The organism is Actinoplanes lobatus, assembly GCF_014205215.1.
GTDB lineage: Bacteria > Actinomycetota > Actinomycetes > Mycobacteriales > Micromonosporaceae > Actinoplanes > Actinoplanes lobatus.
Window position 1 is genome coordinate 10,000,148 of record NZ_JACHNC010000001.1, and the last position, 17,817, is coordinate 10,017,964.

The following is a 17,817-nucleotide window of genomic DNA, read 5'->3' on the forward strand; positions in this document are numbered from 1 at the left end:
GGGTGGGGGCGTGAGGATCAGGGAGACCGCCTGGGTCTGGGGGAGGAAGCGGACGCCCAGGGCGCGGGCCGCCGCGGCCAGGTGGGCGTGGAGGGTGCCGCCCGATGTGCCGGGGGCGTGGACGCGGTGGCCGCGCGGCGCCGGGTCGGGGTGGGCGTGTTCGCTGCCGGACTGGTACAGGTAGTGACGGTTCGTCGGGTAGGACGTCTTGTACGGGCACAGCCGCGCGTCGAACGGCACCCCGTGGTCCTCCAGCCAGGCGAGCATGTCGGCGGACTCGTCGCAGAACCGGCGCAGGGTGGCCGGTGACACCGCGTCGCCGGCTTCGTGGCGCAGGTAGGCGTACATCGCCGACGGGGTGTCGGTGACGCCGGCGGCTTGCTGCTGGCGGGTCCCGCCGCCGGCGTAGACGACGCCGCCGGAGATCGCGGTGGCGCCGCCGCCGGTGAACCGGTCGATGACCAGCACGTCGGCGCCCGCCTCGGCGGCCTCGATGGCGGCGCATGCCCCGGCCGCGCCGAAGCCCACCACCACGACCGTGGCCGATTCGTCCACATGCACCTCCCCGGATCCAGCCGGATAACTATAACCTGTTCTAGTGAAGACCGAGGAGGAGTACGACGTCGTCGTGGTCGGTAGCGGCGCGGCCGGGATGACCGCCGCCCTCACCGCGGCCCACCACGGGCTCAGCGCAGTGGTGATCGAGCGGGAGAAGGTGTACGGCGGCTCCACCGCCCGCTCCGGCGGCGGACTGTGGCTGCCCGGCCCGGAAGCGTCCACCTATCTGAAACACGTTGCAGGCGACGAGGTAGCACCGGCCCGGCGGGACGCGCTGCTGGCGTACGGCCCGGAGGTCCTGGCGTTCGTCGAGAAGCACACGCCACTGGAGTTCACCCGGGTGCCGGGCTATCCGGACTACCACCCGGAGGCGCCCGGCGGGCTGGCCGAGGGGCGGACCGTCGAGCCGCGGCCGCTGGACGTACGCCGGATCGGCGCTGATCTGGAGACGCTCGCCCCGCCGTACCGGGCCGCGCCGAACGGGATGGCGGTGACCGCGGTCGACTACCGCTGGCTGTCGCTGGGGATGCGCCATCCGCGGTCGGCGCTGACCGCGGTGCGGCTGGCGGCGAGCCGGTTCCGGGGCCACCGGCTCACCATGGGCCAGGCGCTGGCCGCCGGGCTGCGGGCGGGGCTGCGCCGGGCCGGGGTGCCGGTGCTCCTGGACACCCCGATGTCGGGCCTGTGCCGGGAGGGCGGCCGGGTCGCGGGCGTCCGGTCCGGCACGCGGACCGTGAACGCCCGCCGGGGGGTGATCCTGGCCAGCGGCGGCTTCGAGCGCAACGAGCGGATGCGCCGTGAGCATCAGGACCTGGGTACGGAGTGGACGGTCGGCGCGCCCGGCAACACCGGCGACGGCATCGTGATGGGCGAGGAGCTGGGCGCCGCCCTCGATCTGATGGACGAGGCGTGGTGGGGGCCGTCGCTGCCGCTCACCGGTGGCCCCTACTTCTGTCTGGCCGAGCGGAACCTGCCGGGCAGCCTCATGGTGGACGGCTCCGGTCGGCGGTTCGTGAACGAGTCCGCCCCGTACGTCGACGTCGTGCACGTCATGCTGGGCCGCCGCACCGGGACACCGCACCTGCCGTCCTGGCTGATCACCGACCGCACCTACCGGGACCGGTACCTGTTCGCCGGCCGGGCGCCGCGCACCCCGCTGCCGCGCCGTTGGTTCGACGCCGGTGTGGCGCACCGGGCGGACACCGTGGAAGGGCTGGCGGCGAGCATCGGGGTGCCGCCGGAGGAGCTGCGCCGTACGGTCGAAAGGTTCAACGGCTTCGCCGCGAGTGGCCGGGACGACGACTTCGGGCGGGGCGATTCGGCGTACGACCGCTACTACGGCGACCCGCGGCAGCGCCCGAACCCGTGCCTGGGCCCGCTGCTGAAACCGCCGTTCCACGCGTTCGCCCTGGTCCCCGGCGACCTGGGAACGAAGGGTGGGCTGCGCACCGACGAGCGGGCCCGGGTCCTGCGCGCGGACGGCACCCCGGTTCCGGGCCTGTACGCGGCCGGCAACACGTCCGCCTCGGTGATGGGCCGCGGGTATGCCGGCGCGGGCGCCACCCTCGGCCCGGCGATGACGTTCGGCTATCTGGCGGCCCTCGACCTGACCGGGTGAATCCTGGACGGCGGCACGTACCTTGGCGGTGTCGCCGTTCCAAGTGGATCGAAGGGGTGAGCGTGCCGACCCAACTCGCGCCTGCCGAGGTCAGAACCACCGAGACACCACCACCCCCGAGCGCGGGCACGCCGGCCCGGGTGCGTGGGCGGATGAACACCCCGAGGCTCTACTGGCTGGTCGCGACCGGTCTGGTGGTGCTGGGGCTGCTGGCCGGCACGGCGACGGTCGCCGCCGTCCGGGAGCGGTCCGCCCTGATCGAGGACGTGGCCTCGGCGAGCGGCCCGGTGAGCGTGGACGCGCAGACCCTGTACCGGGCGCTGGCGGACGCCGACGCGACGGCCGCGACCGCCTTCCTGGCCGGTGGCGCCGAGCCGGCCAAGCTGCGGCAGCGCTATCTGGACGACCTGGCCAGGGCGACCGCGGCGCTGACCGTGGCGCTGCGGGACGCCGGTGACGCCGACGCGGCCCGGCTGCGGGTGGTCGCCGATCAGCTGCCGGTCTACACCGGGCTGGTGGAGACGGCCCGGTCGTACCAGCGGTTGGGGGTGCCGCTCGGTGGGGCGTACCTGCGGGAGGCGTCGGCGCTGATGCAGCAGACGCTGCTGCCGGCGTCGGCCCAGGTGTTCGACAGCACGCAGCGGCGGGTGGGGGGCGAGCAGCGGGACGCGTCCGGCTTCCCGTGGCTGGTGGCGCTGCTCGCGCTGGTCACGGCCGGTGCGCTGGGGGCCGCGCAGGTGCTGGTGGCCCGCCGCAGCCGGCGCGTGCTCAACCCGGGGCTGGTCGCCGCGAGCCTGGTGCTGACGCTGGCGCTGCTCTGGTCGGCGGCCGCGCTGACGGTGTCGGCGAACCGGCTGGAGACCGGGCAGCGGGACGGCACCGACCTGGTGTCGACGCTCGCCAACGCCGGGCGGGCCAGCCTCCAGGCGCGGGCCAACGAGTCGCTGACGCTTGTCGCGCGGGGTGGTGGCGCCGAGTTCGAGAAGACGTTCGGCAAGCAGATCGCGGAGCTGACCGGTACGAACGGGTGGCTCGCGAGCGCTCTGGCGCAGGCCCCGGAGGGCGACCGGGAGCTCATCCAGTCGGCCCGGGACGAGGCGGCCCGCTGGCAGGAGCTGCACGGACAGGTTCGTGAGCTGGACGACGGCGGCGACTGGGACAAGGCCGTCGAGCTGGCCACCGCCACCGGTGACAAGGATCTCTCGTCGGTGTTCGGCCGGCTGGACGCGGCGATCATCGGCGCGCTCGACATCGCGAACGAGCGGGTGGACCGGCAGGCGGACGCGGCGGCCGGTGCGCTGCGCGGCCTGGCCGCCGGCCTGGTGCTGCTGACCCTAGGACTGGTGGCCGGGGTCGTATTGGGCTTCCGGCCACGGATCGGGGAGTACCGGTGAAGGCCACGGATCGGGGAGTACCGGTGAGAACTGCGAAGGTCGTCGCCTCGCTGCTGCTGATCACCCTCGCCGCCGGGTGCGGCGGGGCCGACGGGACGGTCCGCCCGGTGGCCGCCGACGCGACCGCGGCGGTACCGCGCCCGGTGAACGTGCAGGATCCGGCCGAGGTGCCGCCGGCCGCGGCGGCTCCGGACTGCGACCCCCGGGCCAGCCTGCGCCCGCAGGGGACGCTGCCGAAGGCGGGCGCCATGCCGGCCGGCAGCACGATGGCGACGATCGCCGCGAAGGGCCGCCTCGTGGTCGGCATCGACCAGAACGCGTACCTGTTCGGCTTCCGCGATCCGGAGACCGGTGAGCTGGTCGGTTTCGAGATCGACATGGCCCGGGAGATGGCCCGGGCGATCTTCGGCGATCCGAACCGGGTGCAGTTCCGGGCCATCACCACGGCCGACCGCATCCCGATGCTGGAGGACCACAAGGTCGACATGGTGATCCGGACCATGACGATGACCTGCGAGCGCTGGCAGAAGGTGTCGTTCTCGACCGAGTACATCGCCTCCCGGCAGCGGCTGCTGGTGCGCAAGGGCGACGGCATCAAGGAGTTCGCCGACCTGGCGAAGAAGAAGGTGTGCGCCACCCGGGGCAGCACCAGCATCCGGACCATCGCGGAGCAGCCGTCCCAGCCGGTCCCGGTGAGCACCGACAGCACCCTGGACTGCCTGGTGCTGCTCCAGCAGCATCAGGTGGACGCCGTCTCGACCATCGACATCCTGCTGGCCGGCCTGGCCGCGCAGGATCCCACCACCGAGGTGATCGGGACGCCGGTCTCGGACGAGCCGGCCGGCATCGGCATCCCGAAGGAGAACGAGGACATGGTCCGGTTCGTCAACGGGGTGCTGGAGAAGATGCGGGCCGACGGTACGTGGACCCGTATCTATGACGGGTGGCTGCGCGAGCGGCTGGGCGCGGCCGATCCGCCGGTGGCGGTCTACCGCTGACAGGTCGTTCGGCCGACGACGCGGGTGGACCGGCTGGACTACCCTGGCGCAGCCGGTCGATGACCGGGCTGAACTGGGAGGATGGCCGGTGCTGACGGCGACCGTGGTGTTTCTGGTGATCGGCGGCGTCGCCGTGGCGGTCCTGGCGCTGGCGCTGCTCGGCGGCGAGTTGCTGCACTTCGGTCATCCGGATGCGGGCGGGCCGGTGTCACTCGAGGTGGTGGCCGGTTTCGTGGGGGCGTTCGGGTTCGCCGGGGCCGCCGCCTCCGAGCTGCTCGGCGCCCGTACCCCGGCTGTGGTCGCCGTGTCGATGCTGGTCGGCGCGCTCGCGGCCGTGCCCGCCGCCTGGCTCGCGTGGCGCCTGTCACGGGCCGCGCGGAACATGCGCACCGACGCCACCCCGCAGCGCGCCCATCTGGTCGGTTCGCTCGGGGTGGTGGTCACCCCGGTGCCGGCCGGGACGGGTTACGGCGAGGTCCGGGTCCGGCTCGGCGGTCAGCCGGTGAAGCTCTACGCCCGCGCGGAGCGGGCGATTCCGGCGGGCGCCCAGATCTTCGTGATCGAGGCGCCGAGCGAGACGAGTGTCGTTGTCGAGGAAACCCCTCACAGTGGGAAGGCATAGATGTCTGGATTGTTGTACGCGATCGGCGGCGCCGTGCTGCTGGTCGTGCTGCTCGTCGTTTTCGTGCTCTCCCGGATCAAGGTGGCCGGGCCGAACGAGGCGTTCATCATCACCGGCCGCAAGGGCAAGACGACCCAGGGCCTGGACGGCACCAGCAGCACCGACATGTCGGGGCAGAAGGTCGTGATGGGCGCGTCGGTGTTCGTGCTGCCGATCGTGCAGAAGTTGCAGTCGCTGGACCTGTCCAGCCGCCGCATCGACGTGAGCATCAAGGGCGCGGTGTCCAAGCAGGGCATCCGGGCCGAGCTGCACGGTGTGGCGATCGTCAAGGTCGGCGGCACCGAGGGCGCGATCCGCGCGGCCGCGCAGCGGTTCCTGCACCAGCAGTCCGAGATCGAGGACTTCACCCGTGAGGTGCTGGCCGGTGCGCTGCGGTCGATCGTGGGCCGGCTCACCGTCGAGGAGATCATCCGGGACCGGGCGGCGTTCGCCAGCGCGGTCGCCGAGGAGGCCGAGCACTCGATGACCAACCAGGGTCTGGTGCTCGACACCTTCCAGTTGCAGGACATCCTGGCCGAGGGGTCGTACCTCCAGGACCTGGGTCGTCCGGAGGCGGCGCGCGTGCTCAAGGACGCGGCCATCGCCGAGGCCCGGGCCCGGCAGGCGGCCGAGCAGGAGCGGCTGCTCGCCGAGGAGGCGATCGCCGAGGCGAACCGGAATCTGTCGCTGAAGCAGGCCGCCATCCAGGCCGAGATCGACGCCGCGAAGGCGCAGTCGGCGGCGGCCGGCCCGCTGGCGCAGGCCGAGCGGGACCAGAAGATCCTGGCCGAGCAGCAGAAGGTGGCCGAGCAGAACGCCGAGCTCAAGCAGCGTCAGCTGGACACCGAGGTGCGTAAGCCGGCGGATGCCGAGCGGTACCGGGTGGAGCAGGAGGCCGAGGCGTCCCGCAGCGCCGCGGTGCTCCATGCGGACGCGCAGCGGCAGGCCACCATCGCGGCCGCGCAGGCGCAGGCCGAGCAGGCCCGCCTGGTCGGTGAGGGTGAGCGGGCCCGTCGTGCGGCGCTGGCCGAGGCGAACGCGATCGAGGGCGCCAAGGAGGGTGAGGCGGAGCAGCGTCGGCGTTCCGCGATCGCCGAGGCGATCGAGCGGGAGGGTGCGGCCGAGGCCGCGGCCATCCTGGCGAAGGGTCAGGCGGAGGCCGAGGCGATGGCCCGCAAGGCCGAGGCGTACGCCCAGTACGGCGACGCCGCGGTGATGGACCTGCTGGTCAAGGTGCTGCCGCAGGTGGTCGAGGCGGCCAGCGCCCCGATCGCGGGTATCGACAAGCTGACCGTCATCTCCACCGACGGCGCCTCGTCGCTGACCAAGTCGGTGGCCAGCAACGTGGCGCAGGGCCTGCAGCTGGGCACCGACCTGACCGGCATCGACCTGGCCGGGCTGCTGTCGCGGCTGGGCCCGAACGCCAACGGCGACCGGGCGGTCGAGGCGAAGCCTCAGGACTGATCCGTCACCGGGCCGCTCACTCGATCTTCAAGCACGAGGTGGATCGGGTGGCGGCCCGGTCGGTCTGTTTGAAGTCGCCGCCCTGGAGCTCGTAGCGGTAGGTGAGCTTGAGCTTCGGGCAGGCGTTGCTGTCGGAGCCGTCGGTCCCGTAGGCCTGGATGGTCACGGCGCCGCCCTTGACCGACAGGCCGATCACCCACGGCTGGTCGGTGGGGCCGACGTCGGTGAGGATCGCCTTGCCGATCCGGGTCGGCTCCTCCACCGGCGACTTGCCGTCGAAGGCCTCGACCGTCGACGGGAAGTAGGAGGTGGAGGCGTCGCAGGTGCGGGCGACCAGCGCGTCGGGGGTGCCGTCCGCGTTCACGTCGCCGACCGCCACGTGCTGGACGATCGGCTCCTGCTCGGCGTTGGCGCACGCGGCGACGTAGTTGTCCCAGTCACCGCCGTCACCGACGGCGGCCAGGGTGCCGGCCGGGTCCTCGGCCTCCGGCAGGTTCTCCGGCGCGACCGGGCTGGCCGTGATGCTCGGCGCGGGACCGATCGGCGCATCCGTGGCGCCCTTCTCGTCCGGTGTGCAGCCGGCGAGCAGGGCCAGCGCCACCAGTGAAACGGCCGAGGCTCTCTTGGACAACTCAGTCTCCCCCGTACGTGACGTGATCTGTCGCGCCACAGCCTAGGGGGTTGCCTCCAGCAGAAGGGCGCTGGTCGGAACGCCGGTGCCGGCGGTCACGAGCACCGGTCCGCTGCCGGGGACCTGGTTGACGGCGGTGCCGCGGATCTGCCGGACCGCCTCGGTGATGCCGTTCATGCCGTGGATGTACGCCTCCCCCAACTGGCCACCGTGCGGGTTCACCGGCAGCCGCCCGTCCAGTTCGATGCCGCCGCCGGCGATCAGGTGCCGGGCCTCGCCGGGAGCGCAGAAACCCAGTTCCTCCAACTGCATCAGGACGTACGGGGTGAAGTGGTCGTAGAGCATGGCGGTCCGTACGTCGGCGGGCCGGTATCCGGACTGCTCCCAGATCTGCCGCCCGGTCACCGCGATCTCCGGCAGCCCCGCCACGGTCGGCCGGTAGTAGCTGGTCATCACGAACTGCCCGGGTCCGCTGCCCTGGGCGGCGGCCGCGATCACCGCCGGTGGCCGGGGCAGGTCGCGGGCCCGGTCCACGCCGGTCACCACCACGGCCACCGCCCCGTCGCTCTCCTGGCAGCAGTCGAGCAGCCGTAACGGTTCGGCGATCCAGCGGGAGGCCCGGTGGTCGTCCAGGGTGATCGGGCGGCCGTGGAACCAGGCGTGCGGGTTGGTGGCGGCGTGCCGGCGGGCCGCGACGGTGACCCGCCCGAAGTCGTCGGTGCTCGCGCCGTGGTCGTGCAGGTAGCGGCGGGCCACCATGGCGACCTGCGCGGCCGGGGTGGCGAGGCCGGTCGGCACGTGCCAGCCGGCGTCGGTGTCCGGGGACGCGTAGGCCTGGCCGAACCGGCGGCCGGACCGCTCGTTGAGCGCGCGGTAGCAGACGACGACGTCGGCGAGCCCGGCGGTGACCGCGAGGACGGCCTGCTGCACGATCGCGCAGGCGGCGCCTCCGCCGTACCCGATCCGGGTCAGGAAGGTCAGCTCGCCGATGCCGAGTTCCCGGGCGACGGCGATCTCGCTGTTGTTGTCCATGGTGAAGGTGACCAGGCCGGAGACGTCGGCGGGCCGCAGGCCGGCGTCGTCGAGGGCGGCCCGGATCGCCTCGACGGCGAGGCGCAGCTCGCTGCGGCCGGAGTCCTTGCTGAACTCGGTGGCCCCGATGCCGGCGATCGCGGCGGTTCGGCTGATCATGACGCCACCTCGACGGTTCCGCTGACGTGCACACCCGCGGCGGTACGCCCGGCGACCTCGATGCCGTGCGGGAGGACCTGCCCGGTGAAGGTGAGCGTGTCGTACGCGAGGCACGGCGTCCCGAGGCGGATCCGGATGCCCCGCACCCGGGTGTCCGGGCCGAGCGCGTCGGTGACGAAGCGCTGCACCAGGCCGGTCGTGGTGAGGATGTTGAGGAAGATGTCCCTGCTACCGAGCCGGACCGCGGCGTCCCGGTCGTGGTGCACGTTCTGGAAGTCCCGGGTGGCCAGTGCCGTGCTGACGATCAGGGTGGGGGTGACCTCCAGCTTCCACGGGCCGAGCATCGGGACGTCGGGCCGCCACACCGGCAGGCGATCGTCGAAGTGGACCCGGACCGGGTCGCCGATCTCCGGGCGGGGGCCGCGGTATTCGGCGACCACCCGGACGCCCTCGGTGAGGTCGACGAGGGCGACCGTGTAGGGGGCGCGCCTGCCGGGGACGGGTGGATGGTGGTGCACCACGTAGCTGTGGATCCGTCCGGTTCCCTCGGCTGTCGTGTACTCCGGTTTCAGCGAGCCGCAGTGCGGGCAGGCCGGGCCGGGCGGGTGGCGCATGGTTCCGCACTCGCCGCACCGCTGGATGCGCAGTTCGCCCGCTGCGGCGCCCTCCCAGAAGGCGGCGTTGTCGGCGGTGACCATCGGCCGCATCTTCTCGGTAACCGGTTTGCCCGGATTTGCAGATGGTTTATACCGCAAGATCCGGAAACGCATCTCCCCGACCGGCTCGTCCCCGACCAGCCAGGTACTGAGCGTGGTGACGAACCACCCCTCACCCAGCGAGGTCCGCTTGGGTCCGGCTACAGCCTCCAACCGGCTGCGGACCGAGACCGTCTCACCGACGCGCAGCGGACGATGGTAGGTCTGTTCAGAATCAGTGGCGACAATCGCGCTATATCCGGAATTCTCCAGCAACTCGGACATTGTCTGCAAGGGATCGTCGACCGGAGACGGCGCGAGACCCCGCATCGTCCACACCTGGATCATCGCGGGCGGCGCGATACCCGACCGCTCATAGGCCGGATTCCCGTCCCCCATCGCCTCCAGCCACGTGCGGATCATCGGCAGGTTCACCGGATCCCGCCCGGCCCGCACCGGGGTCTCCCCCGCCGCGGTCAACCGCGCCACCACCTCTTCGATCATCACGACCTACCTGGGCACTCGGGGCAGGCCGAGGCCCGCGCTGGCGATGATCTCGCGCTGGATCTCGTTGACGCCGCCGCCGAAGGTCAGCACCAGGTCGCGCTTGGCGTGCAGGCCGAGCCAGTCGAGCAGGTCCGCGGTGCCGGGATCGGCCGGGTCACCGTGGCGGGCCACCAGTTCCTCCAGCTCCTGGCCGAGCCGCAGCAGGCGTTCGGAGGAGAAGACCTTGGTGGCGGAGGCGTCGGCCGGGGCCGGTTCGCCGCCGGCGATCTGCCAGTTGAGCAGTTCGTTGACACGCAGCGCCGCGTGGGTCCGGGCCAGCGCGCGGCGGACCTCCGCGATCTCCGAAACCCCATGGATGTACGCCCAATCGCGCACCCGATCGTGCAGGGCACCGATCCGCCCGGCCGGTCCGAGCATGACGCGCTCGTGGTTGAGCTGCGCGGTGAGCAGCCGCCAGCCGCCGTTCTCCGGCCCGACCCGGCGGCTGACCGGCACCCGGACACCGGTGAGGTAGGTGGCGTTGACGTGGTGCGACCCGTCGCTCGTGATGATCGGCGTCCACGCGTAGCCGGGGTCGCTCGTGTCGACGATCAGGATCGACAGGCCGCGGTGGCGTTCGGCGGCCGGGTCGGTGCGGCAGGCCAGCCACAGGAAGTCGGCGTCGTGCGCCCCGGTGGTGAAGGTCTTCTGGCCGTCCACCACGTACTCGTCGCCGTCGCGGACCGCCCGGGTCCGCAGCGCCGCGAGATCGGTGCCGGCCTCCGGTTCGGTGTAGCCGATCGCGAAGTGCAGCTCCCCGGCCAGGATCCGCGGCAGGAAGAAGCGTTTCTGCTCCTCGGTGCCGTGCGCCAGCAGGGTGGGCGCGACCGTCTGGAGCGTGACGGCGGGTAGCGGCACGTCGGCGCGGGCCGCCTCGTTGACGAGGATCTGCTGCTCGACGGGGCCGGGGCCGCGCCCGCCGTACTCGACCGGGAAGCCCAGCCCGAGCCAGCCGTCGCGGCCGAGGCGGGCCACCACGTCGCGGTAGGCGGGTCCGAGCCGTTCCCGCGCCAGTTCGCCACGCTGCGCGGGCGTCAGGACCCCGGCGAGGTACGACCGGAGCTCGTCCCGGAACGCACGCTGCCCGTCAGTCAGGTCGATGAACAAGCCGCTCCCCCAGTGTGGTCAGCCGGTGTTCGGCGCCGCCCAGGAGGCGGACCAGGTCCCGGATCAGCGTGGTGTGCCGGTGCAGCGGGTAGTCGATCGCCAGCCCGAGCCCGCCGTGCAGGTGATGGCAGGTACGGGCGGCGGGCGGCGCCTCGGCGGTGAGCCACTGGGCGGCGACGTGCAGGTCGTCGTCGGCGTCCCGGCCGGTGCCGAGCCGCCAGGCCGCGGCGAGGGTCGCCAGGTGCAGGGTGTGGCTGGCGATGTAGACGTCGGCGATCTGCTGGGCGACCGCCTGGAAGGTGGCGAGCGGCCGCCCGAACTGCCGCCGGGTCCGCACGTGCTCGGCGGTGAGCGCCAGCGCCCCGGCCAGTGCGCCGTCACCGAGTGCGCAGGCGCAGCTCACGGCGTACCGGTGAAGGTCTTGATGGGTTTGACCGTCACCCAGAATGGTGGCCGCCGCCCGGTCCAGGCGCAGGATGCCGCGGTCGAGGGTGGCGCCGGGCGCGGCCGGGTCGATCGTCACGACGGCCGGGCCGGCGACCGTGACGAGCAGCCGGTCGGCGGTGGTGACGCCGGTCTTGACCCCGGTGACCGTCCCGTCCGCGAAGGTCGTCCGCGGCACGGCCGGCAGCGGGTCGCCCGGTTCGGCGACGGCGATGCCGAAGGTCCGCCCGGGCTCGTGGGCGCCGGTGAGGATCGCGACGAGGTGTCCGAGGGCGGGCAGGTCGAGTGCGCGCCGCCCGATCTCGGTGAGCACGAGGGTGGTCTCCAGGACGCCGAGGCCGGCGCCGCCGAGGTGTTCCGGGACGGCGAGGGTGAGCAGTCCGGTCTGGCCGAGGGCGGCCCATGCCTTGTCCGGATCGCCGGCGCTCCCGTCGAGCACCTCACCGGCGAGCCGGCTGATCGCCTGGTGTGACCCGTCCGGCTGAAAATCCATGACACTGATTAGAACACGTTTCAGTTTGGGCGCACCACGGTCGGGTGACACGGGGACGCAACGCGCCGTTGCTAGGCTTGATTCAGAGGCGAAAGGGCGACCATGGCAGTCACGAGAACGAGTACCACCGGCACCGCACGCGGCGCGCTCACCGGCGCCGACATCGCGGGTTCGGCCGCGCAGCGCGACCGGCGCCGCCGGATCCTGGAGGCCACGCTGGCGCTGGCGTCCAAGGGCGGTTACGACGCGGTGCAGATGCGCACGGTCGCCGAGCGGGCCGGGGTCGCCCTGGGCACGCTCTACCGCTACTTCCCCTCGAAGATCCATCTGCTGGTGTCGGCGCTGGCCGGCGAGTTCGAGACGATCCAGGACAAGATCGGCCGCAAGCCCGTTCCGGGGGACACGCCGTATGACCGGACGCTCTACGTCCTCGGCCGGATGACCCGGACCATGCAGCGCGAGCCGCTGCTCGCCGAGGCGATGACCAGGGCCTTCATGTTCGCCGACCCGTCGGCGAGCGCCGAGGTCAACGCGGTGGCCGGCCTCATGGAGGACATGCTGACCCGCGCCATGCACGAGGGCGACGACAGTGAGCCGACCGCCGACGACCGGGCCAAGGCGCGGGTGATCGGTGACGTGTGGCTGTCCAATCTGGTGGCCTGGGTGACCCGCCGGGCGTCGGCGAACGATGTCGTCAACCACCTCGAGCTGGCCACCCGGCTGCTGGTCCGCTGAGCGTCACCCGGCCAGGGCGGTCAGCTTCTCCAGGGCCTGCTGCGCGGCGGGCCCGGCCTGTTTCTCCAGCATGGCGGCCATCGGCCCGTTGAGCGCCGGCCCGGCGAACTCCATCTCGTAGGTGACCCGGGAGCCGGCGCCCTCGGGTTCGATGACGAAGCGGTTCTTCGCCTTGACGCCCATCGGGCCGTCGCCGGCCATCTCCAGACGGTTCGGGGCGTCCGCGGCGACGACCTTCCAGGCCATCTCGGCGGGCATGCCCATCAGCTTCACCTTCTGCTTGTACGTGGTCCCCTCGGCCACGGTCGCCGGCACCTCACCGGTGAAGCCCTGGTGCATGGCGTTCCACTCGGGCGTCCGGGGCAGATCGGTGACGACCTGCCACACCTTGTCCGGCTCGGCGGTGGTGGTGGCCGAGACGCTCACCTTGGGCATGTCTTCCTCCTCATCACGGTGTGGCCGCCAGCTCCAGGCCGGCCACGTGTCCGAACGTCATCGCGGGTCCGAGGGTCGAGCCGGCGCCGGCGTAGCTGTGGCCCATCACGGCGGCGCTGGCGTTTCCGGCGGCGTACAGGCCGGGGATCACCGAGCCGTCCGGGCGCACCACCCGGGCCCGGGCGTCGGTGAGCAGGCCGCCCTTGGTGCCGAGGTCGCCGGGCACGATCGTGAAGGCGTAGAACGGCGGCAGCCAGATCGGCGCGAGGCAGGGGCTGGGCGTGTTGGTGGGGTCGGCGAAGTAGGCGTCGTACGCGCTGTCGCCCCGGCGCCAGTCGGTGTCGCGTCCGGCGCGGGCCTGGGCGTTGAACCGGTCGACGGTGGCCCGCAGCGCACCGGCCGGCACGCCGATCTTCGCGGCCAGCCCGGCGAGGGTCCAGTCCTTGACCAGGGCGCCGCTGGAGTACCACTCGTCCGGGTAGGGCAGCAGCGGGGCGAGGTCCTTGAACAGGTAGCGGTTCCGGTAGTCCTGGTCGGTGATCATCCAGCAGGGGATGTGGCCCTTCTCGTACATCACGTGCACGACGTCGCTGTACGGCGCGGCCTCGTTGACGAACCGCTGCCCGGCCCGGTTGACGAAGATGGTGCCGGGCAGGGTCCGCTCGGAGAGGCAGAACCACGGCTCGCCCGGCAGCGGGATCATCGGCCCCCACCAGGCGTCCTCCATCAGCGCGAGGGCGGCCCCGGCCCGCTCGCCGGCCTCGATGCCGTCACCGGTGTTGGAGTCCGCCCCGATCGTCCAGTCGGTGCCGATCGGCGCGGCCTGGTACTGCTTGCGCATCCGCTCGTTGTGCTCGAACCCGCCGCTGGCCACCACCACGCCGCGCCGGGCCCGGATCAGCGTCTCGGCGCCGTCGCGCCGGACCAGCACCCCGGCCACCCGCCCGTTCTCCACGTGCAGGTCGAGCAGCGGGGTGTTCAGCCAGACCGGCACACCGGCGGCGATCAGCCCGGCCCGCAGCCCACCGGCCAGCGCCTGGCCCATGGTGACCGGCTTCTGGCCCTGGGCCGCGAGCTGGAGGTAGCGCCAGAGGATCTCGCTGGCCGTGGCGACGCCGCGCGGGTGGCGGGCGACCAGCGACAGCCACTTGTAGTCGATCGTGTAGACCACGGTTCCGGCGGGACTGGCCTGGTAGGGCCCGTTGAGGTGGGCCAGTTCGTCACCGAGGACGTTGGCGTCGAGGGCCTGCGGCTCGATCGAGCGGCCGTTCGGCATGCCGCCGGGCAGCTCGGGATAGTAGTCCGGGTAGTCCTTCATCCAGGCGAACCGCAGCGGTGTCCAGCGTTGCAGGAACGCGATGGTCCGCGGCCCGTTGGTGAGGAAGGCCTGGCGGCGGGCGGCCGGCACGGCCGGCCCGACCACGGCCGCCAGATACGTGTCGGCCTTGCTGAACGTGTCCGGCACCCCGGCGGCGAGCAGAACGTCGTTGTTCGGCACCCAGATCCCGGCGCCGGACCGGGCCGCCGATCCACCGTAGACGGCCGCCTTCTCGACGAGAACCGTGTTCAGTCCGCTGCGGGCTGTCGTGAGGGCGGCTGTCATCCCGGCTGCGCCGGCACCCACCACGACCACGTCGTACTCCACGGTGACCGCCATGGTTTCCCCATCCGCCGGGCCGTTTACCGCTCCGCAACAACTAGAACAGGTTATAGCAGTGTGATGAGATTCACTAGGTCCGATGGGGTGGGGTGTAGGAGCCTGACAGGGTGACCGACAGTGAGAACGGCCGCCGGCTGCACGCCGTCGACGACGCGCTGCTGCGCCGTCGCGAGGCGATCAGCGACCTGGGCGACGCGCTGCGACTGCTCATCGAGCACGCCACCGCCACCGAGGCGCCCACCGAGGAGCTGCGCCGGGCCGCCGAGCGGATCCGGCAGGCGGCCGCACCGCTGGGCGAGCGGGCCCGCGGCCGGCACGAACCGCCGTCCGCCGACGACATGCGCGCCGGGGTGCGCCTCTACAACCCGGTGACCGGCGCGGGCAGCGCCTTCGCCCCGCCGCTGGAGATCCACCAGGAGGGTGAGATCACGGTCGGCGCCTGCACGCTCGGGCTGGCCTTCGAGGGGCCGCCCAGCTATGCGCACGGCGGGGTCAGCGCCATGCTGCTCGACCAGATGCTGGGCTACGCGGCCGGCGCCTCCGGCAATCCGGGCATGACGGTCCGGCTCGACACCGGCTATCGCAAACCCGTCCCGCTGCTCACCCCGCTGCGGCTGACCGCCGAGGTGGTCGACGTGGACGGGCGCCGGGTCACCGTGGCCGGGTCGATCGCCACGGCGGCCGAGCCCGGCGAGATCCTGGTCGCGGCGACCGGCGTGTTCGTCGGTCTGCGTGCCGAGCAGGCGCGGAGGCTGTTCGGCGCGGTCATCGGGCGCGGCGAGGAGTCCCGGGCCGGCTGATCCTCCTACTCGATCACGCGGGCCTGGTGGGCGTCACGGTCGCCGGGGGCGACATCCGGATGGATCAGACCTTCGGCGTACGGGCGGGCGCGCGCCACCAGCTCCGGGGTGAGCCCGTTCCGGCCGGCCAGCAGATCCACCCAGCCCGGCAGCAGCGCGAGAACCGGGCCGGCCTCGTCGCCGTACTCCTCGCGGATCTGCTGGGCCACGTACGCGACCCGGTGCGGTGAACAGCCGACCGCCAGCGCGGGAACGTCCAGCGGCCACGCGTCGAGCACCGCGCCCGCCTCGTCCTGAGCCTCCGGCCACCGGCTCATCCACTCGGCGGCCAGCTTCGGCAGATCCTCGCGGTGGCGCGGCACGGGGTGGGCGGGCAGCGACGCCACGACCGTCTCGGCCAGGCGGCGGCAGCGCAGGTACTCGGCGTGCTGCTCGACCGACTCGCCGCCCAGCGCGGTCAGCCCGAACAGCCCGGGCAGCACGTCCTTGAGCAGCTCGGGGTCGTCGGCCGCGCGCCACGAGGTGCCGCCCGCCGCGACCGGGCCGACGCCGACCTGCCACGCGGCCAGGGCCTCCTCCGGTGAGGCGTAGAAGCCGGCGTGCACCGGGAGCGGGGTGAGGGTGCACGTGTCGACATCCCAGAGGTACCAGCGCACCGGGGCGTCCGGCACGGCGAACGGCGCCACCACGGCGAAGCGGGTGCCGTACCGGTCGGGGGTCCACAGCACCGGGCCGCCGAGCGCCGGGCCGGGTGTCGCGAGGCCCGTCCGCTCACGCAGCGGCGACGGCAGGATCGCCGTGACGGCGGCGCGTACCCGGTCGGCGCCCGTATCGGCGACCGCGTCGGCCAGCGCCTCGGCGAAGTGTTCCGGCCCGATGTGGTCGTCGCTCTTGGCGAGCAGCTCGTCCAGGTGCCCGCTCCCGGCGGCCGCGAGCAGCTCGGCGGGATCGGCCGGGGTGCGGTCCGCGAGCTCGGTGAGCAGCGGGCCGAGCCGGGCGCACAGCTCGTCCTCCAGGGCGGTGCCGGTCGCCGGCGACTCCCGCAACGACTCGGCCAGGGCCCGGGCGTGTGGCCGGGCCGCCTCCACCCGGCGGGTGAACGTCTCCGCCCAACCGGAGACCATGTTGGACAGCGACACCCTCCGGGTGTGGTCGCGCCGGCGGCTCGCCCTGGCCGCCGCCGCCGATTTCTGGGACTTCTTGCGCTTACGTGAGACCGGCACGGGCCGAGAATATGTGGCCGTCACTGTCCCGGCCCGTCGTCGTCACCCGCACGGGCGGTTCAGCACCGCTCCGGGGCCCAGTCGTCACCGCCCCGCAGGAACGCCGCGGCGGTGAGGTCCCCGGCCTGCTCGGCGGTCAGCTGCGGCCGGTTCGCCGAGACGATCGCGCCCGGCCCGGCGTTGCGGTACTCGAAGAACCGCGCCTCCTCCCACGGCCAGGTGCCGAAGTCGCTCCACGCGACGTCGGGGATGTGCGCGCCGATCCAGGACTCCCGGATGATCGTCTGGCCGATCGCGTTCGGGTCGTTGCTCGGGTGCCACGGGCGGCCCAGCAGGACCGTCCCGGCCGGGGCGTCCGAGGTGAACCGGCTGCGCCGGAAGAGCAGGCCGTACGGGTTGGTGATGTCGGTGCTCGGCGCGGTGACGTAACCGTTCGGGGTGCTGCCGCGGTTCAGCGAGTGGATCCGGCAGCGGTCGAAGACGGCGGTGGCCCGGCCGAAGATGAAGTCGACGTCACCCTCCACATAGCAGTCGCGCAGGTAGACCCGGGCCACCACACCGGCCGCGCTGCTGTTCACGTACAGGGTGTCCTGGTTGGCCAGGAACCGCACCCGGTCGAAGACCAGCCGGTCGGCCCGGGTCAGCACGGCCACCGCCTGCCGGTTGGTGATCTCCGGGTGGGCGGCCTCGTCGAAGAGGTTCGCGAAGGTCAGGTTCACGGCCCGGAAGTCGGCGCCGTTGACGGTGACCGAGGCGCTGCCGGAGGTGCCCCAGGGCGTGCCGTCCGGCTTGAGGGTGCCGTTGGCGCGGTCGTCGGCGATCACCACGTCGTCCGGGCGGCGGCCGAGGCCGCGCAGCTCCAGGAACGGCTTCGTGGCGGGGACGATGACCTGGCCCAGGTAGGTGCCGGGACGCACGCCGATGACGAACGGCTCGGTCGCCCCGGCCGGGGCCGCGTCGATCGCCGCCTGGATGCCGGTGTGGTCGCCGCTGCCGTCGACGGCGACTGTCAGGTCCGGTCGCCGGCCGCCCGCGAGAGCCGGGGTGGTGGTCAGGCCGGTCGCCACGATGCCGAGGCCGGAGGACATGCCGAGGAAGGTACGCCGACGCATACCACAACTCCTTGATGAGGGGATTGCGCTGGGGGAAAGCGCTTTCCTCGAC

At 72.8% G+C, this 17,817-nt stretch carries 16 protein-coding genes and 2 pseudogenes; 7 read left to right on the top strand and 11 right to left on the bottom strand.

The annotated features are described in order from the left end of the window. Positions 1-6: 6 nt before the first annotated feature. Positions 7-561: pseudogene (locus BJ964_RS49665) on the bottom strand (FAD-dependent oxidoreductase); the annotation flags it as partial. Between the two features lie 37 nt (positions 562-598). Between BJ964_RS49665 and kstD (BJ964_RS45390) the strand changes: the two are divergent. The 5 genes from kstD (BJ964_RS45390) to BJ964_RS45410 all read left to right on the top strand — a co-directional run bounded on the left by kstD (BJ964_RS45390) (position 599) and on the right by BJ964_RS45410 (position 6,693). After that, positions 599-2,176 (top strand): 3-oxosteroid 1-dehydrogenase, encoded by a 1,578-nt coding sequence (gene kstD, locus BJ964_RS45390; RefSeq protein WP_188126442.1) that lies wholly within the window; start codon positions 599-601, stop codon positions 2,174-2,176. A gap of 62 nt (positions 2,177-2,238) precedes the next feature. Further along, positions 2,239-3,570, top strand: a complete 1,332-nt coding sequence (locus BJ964_RS45395; protein ID WP_188126443.1) for a hypothetical protein — start codon at positions 2,239-2,241, stop codon at positions 3,568-3,570. Between the two features lie 23 nt (positions 3,571-3,593). Then, on the top strand, positions 3,594-4,568 hold the full coding sequence (locus BJ964_RS45400; protein WP_188126444.1) for a glutamate ABC transporter substrate-binding protein: 975 nt from the start codon (positions 3,594-3,596) through the stop codon (positions 4,566-4,568). A gap of 88 nt (positions 4,569-4,656) precedes the next feature. Next, positions 4,657-5,190 carry an NfeD family protein gene (locus tag BJ964_RS45405; RefSeq protein ID WP_188126445.1) on the top strand — a complete coding sequence of 178 codons (534 nt, stop codon included), beginning with the start codon at positions 4,657-4,659 and terminating at the stop codon, positions 5,188-5,190. Then, on the top strand, positions 5,191-6,693 hold the full coding sequence (locus BJ964_RS45410; protein WP_188126446.1) for a flotillin family protein: 1,503 nt from the start codon (positions 5,191-5,193) through the stop codon (positions 6,691-6,693). A gap of 16 nt (positions 6,694-6,709) precedes the next feature. On the opposite strand, the gene BJ964_RS45415 is transcribed toward BJ964_RS45410, so the two are convergent. The 6 genes and pseudogenes from BJ964_RS45415 to BJ964_RS45435 all read right to left on the bottom strand — a co-directional run bounded on the left by BJ964_RS45415 (position 6,710) and on the right by BJ964_RS45435 (position 11,800). Beyond that, positions 6,710-7,324, bottom strand: a complete 615-nt coding sequence (locus tag BJ964_RS45415; protein WP_188126447.1) for a hypothetical protein — start codon at positions 7,322-7,324, stop codon at positions 6,710-6,712. Between the two features lie 42 nt (positions 7,325-7,366). Further along, the gene (locus tag BJ964_RS45420) at positions 7,367-8,515 is read right to left on the bottom strand and encodes a lipid-transfer protein (RefSeq protein ID WP_188126448.1); all 1,149 of its coding nucleotides are present in this window, start codon (positions 8,513-8,515) and stop codon (positions 7,367-7,369) included. After that, positions 8,512-8,859, bottom strand: a complete 348-nt coding sequence (locus tag BJ964_RS48885; RefSeq protein ID WP_229807160.1) for a hotdog family protein — start codon at positions 8,857-8,859, stop codon at positions 8,512-8,514. Before BJ964_RS48885 ends, BJ964_RS45420 begins: the two co-directional genes overlap by 4 nt. Before the next feature lie 12 nt (positions 8,860-8,871). Beyond that, positions 8,872-9,714: pseudogene (locus BJ964_RS45425) on the bottom strand (bifunctional MaoC family dehydratase N-terminal/OB-fold nucleic acid binding domain-containing protein); the annotation flags it as partial. Between the two features lie 6 nt (positions 9,715-9,720). Continuing rightward, positions 9,721-10,863, bottom strand: coding sequence for an acyl-CoA dehydrogenase family protein (locus BJ964_RS45430; RefSeq protein ID WP_188126450.1), 1,143 nt, complete (start codon positions 10,861-10,863; stop codon positions 9,721-9,723). After that, a complete protein-coding gene (locus BJ964_RS45435) occupies positions 10,844-11,800 on the bottom strand; it encodes an acyl-CoA dehydrogenase family protein (RefSeq protein ID WP_188126451.1) in 957 nt (318 codons plus the stop codon). Before BJ964_RS45435 ends, BJ964_RS45430 begins: the two co-directional genes overlap by 20 nt. A gap of 102 nt (positions 11,801-11,902) precedes the next feature. On the opposite strand from BJ964_RS45435, the gene kstR reads away from it, so the two are divergent. Continuing rightward, positions 11,903-12,535, top strand: a complete 633-nt coding sequence (gene kstR, locus BJ964_RS45440; RefSeq protein ID WP_188126452.1) for a cholesterol catabolism transcriptional regulator KstR — start codon at positions 11,903-11,905, stop codon at positions 12,533-12,535. Positions 12,536-12,538: 3 nt separating this feature from the next. On the opposite strand, the gene BJ964_RS45445 is transcribed toward kstR, so the two are convergent. Beyond that, a complete protein-coding gene (locus BJ964_RS45445) occupies positions 12,539-12,970 on the bottom strand; it encodes a type II toxin-antitoxin system Rv0910 family toxin (RefSeq protein ID WP_188126453.1) in 432 nt (143 codons plus the stop codon). 13 nt (positions 12,971-12,983) lie between these two features. Next, positions 12,984-14,627, bottom strand: coding sequence for a 3-oxosteroid 1-dehydrogenase (kstD, locus tag BJ964_RS45450; RefSeq protein WP_188126454.1), 1,644 nt, complete (start codon positions 14,625-14,627; stop codon positions 12,984-12,986). Positions 14,628-14,737: 110 nt separating this feature from the next. Here kstD (BJ964_RS45450) and BJ964_RS45455 point away from each other — a divergent pair, with 110 nt between their 5' ends. Continuing rightward, entirely contained in the window at positions 14,738-15,430 is a 693-nt protein-coding gene (locus BJ964_RS45455) for a PaaI family thioesterase (RefSeq protein ID WP_229807152.1), read from the top strand. A gap of 5 nt (positions 15,431-15,435) precedes the next feature. Here the strand turns inward: BJ964_RS45455 and BJ964_RS45460 are convergent, their stop codons facing one another. Further along, positions 15,436-16,653 carry a hypothetical protein gene (locus BJ964_RS45460; protein ID WP_188126455.1) on the bottom strand — a complete coding sequence of 406 codons (1,218 nt, stop codon included), beginning with the start codon at positions 16,651-16,653 and terminating at the stop codon, positions 15,436-15,438. Positions 16,654-16,712: 59 nt separating this feature from the next. Continuing rightward, the gene (locus BJ964_RS45465; RefSeq protein WP_188126456.1) at positions 16,713-17,765 is read right to left on the bottom strand and encodes a pectinesterase family protein; all 1,053 of its coding nucleotides are present in this window, start codon (positions 17,763-17,765) and stop codon (positions 16,713-16,715) included. Between the last annotated feature and the right edge of the window lie 52 nt (positions 17,766-17,817).